General features: G+C 72.8%; 3 protein-coding genes. All 3 read right to left on the bottom strand.

The annotated features are described in order from the left end of the window. Window positions 1–498 (bottom strand): hypothetical protein (locus ACIQOV_RS33800; protein ID WP_401054602.1); only part of this gene is annotated, 498 nt, incomplete at its 3' end. A gap of 142 nt (window positions 499–640) precedes the next feature. After that, window positions 641–1,018 carry a hypothetical protein gene (locus ACIQOV_RS33795; RefSeq protein ID WP_401054600.1) on the bottom strand — a complete coding sequence of 126 codons (378 nt, stop codon included), beginning with the start codon at window positions 1,016–1,018 and terminating at the stop codon, window positions 641–643. A 158-nt stretch (window positions 1,019–1,176) separates the two neighbouring features. Further along, window positions 1,177–3,320 (bottom strand): ATP-binding protein (locus ACIQOV_RS33790; RefSeq protein ID WP_401054598.1); only part of this gene is annotated, 2,144 nt, incomplete at its 5' end.

Raw genomic sequence — 3,320 nt, 5'->3', positions numbered from 1 at the left:
GCCGGCGGCGATCCGCTCCGCCACCGTCCGTTCCTCCACCCGGGCCTGGTCGGCAGCTCGGTTGACGGCCTGCGCTCCCCGGCCGCCGCCGGCGGTGTGCACGACGGGCATGGCGCGGTAGTCGGCGATTCCGCCGATCGGGAAAGGGGTCGACCTCCCGGCCGGCTTCAGCGGTACCAGATGGATGGTGCGGGTGGGAAGGTGCACCAGTCCGGTGAAGGAGTTGTCGGGCGCGCCGTCTTCCCAGATGCGGCGGCTGACGGGGTCGATCCGCAGCGTGTGAGGGGGTGGCAGGCGCGGCTGTGTGAGGATCCGTTCGTCCGGCGTCCAGTTGGGATTGAGTCGGGCGTTCGGGGCCTCGGTGACTCCGTGGACGGTCAGGAGTTCCGCGATCCTCCGGTCGATCGCCGCGGCCAGTTCGGTGCCCGTCCCGGCGGAAAGACGCGCGGTGCGCAGTTGGGGAAGCGTCGCGTAGGCGAGGAACAGGTCCGGGCGCACGGGGCCGGGACGCCGGAACGTCGTCGTCGCGAGGTCGAGTGCGGGGCTGGGCTGCCTGCCAGCCGGTCCGGCGACGGGGCCGGTCGAGCCCGGGAGGCTTCTTCGGCGCGGAGGGTGGTGCGGCACTGCGGTCTCCTCCGTGTCAGACGTTGCAGGCGACAACTCGCCAGGTGACGAGCTTCACCGAGAGCCACTGATTGAAGTACCGGACCGCATCGCCGGGTCGGGCGAACCCTTGCGTGCCTTTCTTGGGCTTGGCTTTCACCCACGGCGCCAGGGTGGCGGTTTTCGCCAACCCGTAGGACATCACCCCGTCCTCGGGCTTCGCATGGACGCCGGTGTAGGAGAAGAGGTCGTCCTCCAGTGACACGGAAGGATCGATGGCGAACTCGACCAGGTACCCAGGCTTACCGAGATACCGCTCCGCGTACTGCCGCGTGGGGGACAGCCCCTGGTAGCCCTTCTCCTGCACCGGCATCTGATCCGTCCGCTCCAGATGGCGGAACTCCTCTTCCGTCATGGCTCGGTAGAAGCATGTTCGGTCGGTGCGGGACGGTGCCGAGTACTGGCTGAAAGCGGCACCCTTTCCGGTTTCCCGGGAGAAGGCGAGGAGGCCGCCCCGTCGGGACACCTCCCGTCCCGTCCTGTGGGCGGGCGGTTGCTGGGACCGGTTGTCGTTCAGGGGTCCGGCTTTCTTCGGGTGTGCGTACACGGGGAACTCCGGTCAGTCGGGGCCGGGAGGGTGAACTTCTGCTCGTCGACGTAGCGGTTCAGCTTGTGGTGTTCGATCCGTACGGCGTCGAGCAGGTCGGCGGTGCCGATGGGCCGGCCGTCGTGGGCCGCGCGATAGGCGGCGGTGGTGGCGCAGCAGCGGATGTCCCCACCGGTCAGCTCGAACCTGCGGGCGAGCAGGGTGAGGTCGAGGCCGTCGGTGCGTGGCGCGGACGGCCCGAGGCAGGCGTCCCAGAGGGCGCGGCGTCCCTCCTCGTCCGGGAGGGGGAAGGGGATGACGAAGTCGAAACGGCGCAGGTAGGCGCTGTCGATGTTGGCGTGGAGGTTCGAGGTGAGGAGGGTGACCCCGTCGAAGGCCTCCAGACGCTGGAGCAGGTAGGCGGTGGTGGCGTTCGCGTGGCGGTCGTGGGCGTCGCGGACGGCGGTGCGGGTGCTGAACACGGCGTCGGCCTCGTCGAAGAGGAGGATCCCGTTGAGGCCTTCCGCCTCGGCGAAGAGGTTCTCCAGGTGCTTCTCGGTGTCGCCGATGTACTTGCTCATGACGGTGGAGAGGTCCACCACGTGCAGGTCGAAGCCGAGGTCGGCGGCGACCACTTCGGCCGCGAGGGTCTTTCCGGTGCCGGAGGGGCCGGTGAACAGGGCGCTCACACCGTGTCCGCGGGCGGCTCCCGGGCGCAGGCCCCATTCGCCCAGCACCCGGTCGCGGTGGCGCACCCGGTTGGCGAGGGCCCGCAGGCTGCCGGCGGTCGGGTCCGGGAGCACCAGGTCCGCCCATCGCGCGGCGGGATCCACCCGGCGTGCGAGGCGGGTCAGGGCACCGCCGCGGTGCAGGCGGGCCGCGGCGGCCAGGTCCCCCGGGGCCGGGGCGCGGTCCATGGAGTGGGCCTGGCGGCGGGCGGTGGCCACGACGGCGGGGACCAGGTGCGGCGCCAGCCGGTAGGAGGCCATGAGGCCGGCCACGCGGTCCGGGTCCAGGCCCGGCAGGCCGGCCAGTTCGGCGCGCCAGAGTGCGGCCCGTTCGGTGGCCGTGGTCGCGGGGCAGTCCAGGAACACCGGGGCGAGGCGGGTCGGTGCGGTGTCCCCGGGGTTCGTGCCGGTCAGGACCAGAGGGAGCACGCCCGCGGCTTCGGCGAGGCGCGACCACAGCTCCGGCGCGCGGTCGTGGTCGTGGTCGGCCGTGGTCGAGGGCGGCAGGACGACCAGCAGGACGGCCTCGCGCAGCCGGGCTTCCAGGACGGTCGCGGCCAGGAGGGCGTCCGCGTCGGAATGGGCGCCGAGGCCGTCCCAGTCCAGACGCAGGACCGGGTGGCCGAGTGCGTGCGCTGCCGCGGCGGCGACCGTCTCGGCTTCTCCGCCGGCGTGCCCGGGTCGGTGGCGGAGGTGGACGGGCCGCCTTTCGGGCGCGCCCAGGACCGCCGCGAGGCGGTCGGCGGCCGCCCGGACCGGGCCCGGCAGCGGTGGTGGCGTCGGGAGGGAGGTCAGGAACGGGCGCAGCCGACGGGGGAACGCGTCGTGGCCGAGGAGGTGGTCGGCGACCCGGTCGGGAACGCACAGGGCCCTGGACAGGAAGGGGCGGCCGGAGTCCTCCACGGCCAGCAGCCCGCCGGAGCGTAACGGCCCGGTGGGCGAGACGACTGCCCTCGCGGTGGTCGAGAGGGCGGGCACGCCGCTGAGGGTGAGGGCGAGGGCGACGGTCGCATGGGGAAGCGTCGGGTCGTCGTTGAGGCAGGCGTAGAGGTGTTCGAAGCGGCGGTCGAGGTCGGGGGCGAGAGCGATGAGGAACACCGACAGGTCGACGGGGCCCAGGCCGAAGGTGTGCGCGAGGCGGCGCAGCGGTGACGACCGGGTGGCGTGCTCGGCGGGCGATTCGAGCGTGGTGAAGGGCACCGCGTCCTCGTCGTCCGGTGGACCGGGGGAGCCCGTCGGCGTCGTGCGCGAGGAGAGGGCGTGGTGCACCCGCCGTTCCAGTGAGGCGAGCTGGTCCAGGAGGCAGGTATGTCCGGTGACGCCCGCCGCGGGCAGGGGCCGAACCGGGGACTCGGCGGGCGGGGCCTCGAAGGACGGAGTGGCGGTCTGTGTCATGGCCGGCC

Source organism: Kitasatospora sp. NPDC091257 (assembly GCF_044757675.1).
In the GTDB taxonomy this organism is placed as follows: Bacteria; Actinomycetota; Actinomycetes; order Streptomycetales; family Streptomycetaceae; genus Kitasatospora; species Kitasatospora lactacystinica.
The sequence above is the reverse complement of the archived record's forward strand: the minus strand, read 5'-3'. Positions and strand labels throughout refer to the sequence as shown.

Coding starts and splice junctions, on each gene's coding strand:
- ACIQOV_RS33795 (WP_401054600.1), bottom strand. CDS start 1,018: ATGACGGAAGAGGAGTTCCGCCATCTGGAGCGGACGGATCAGATGCCG.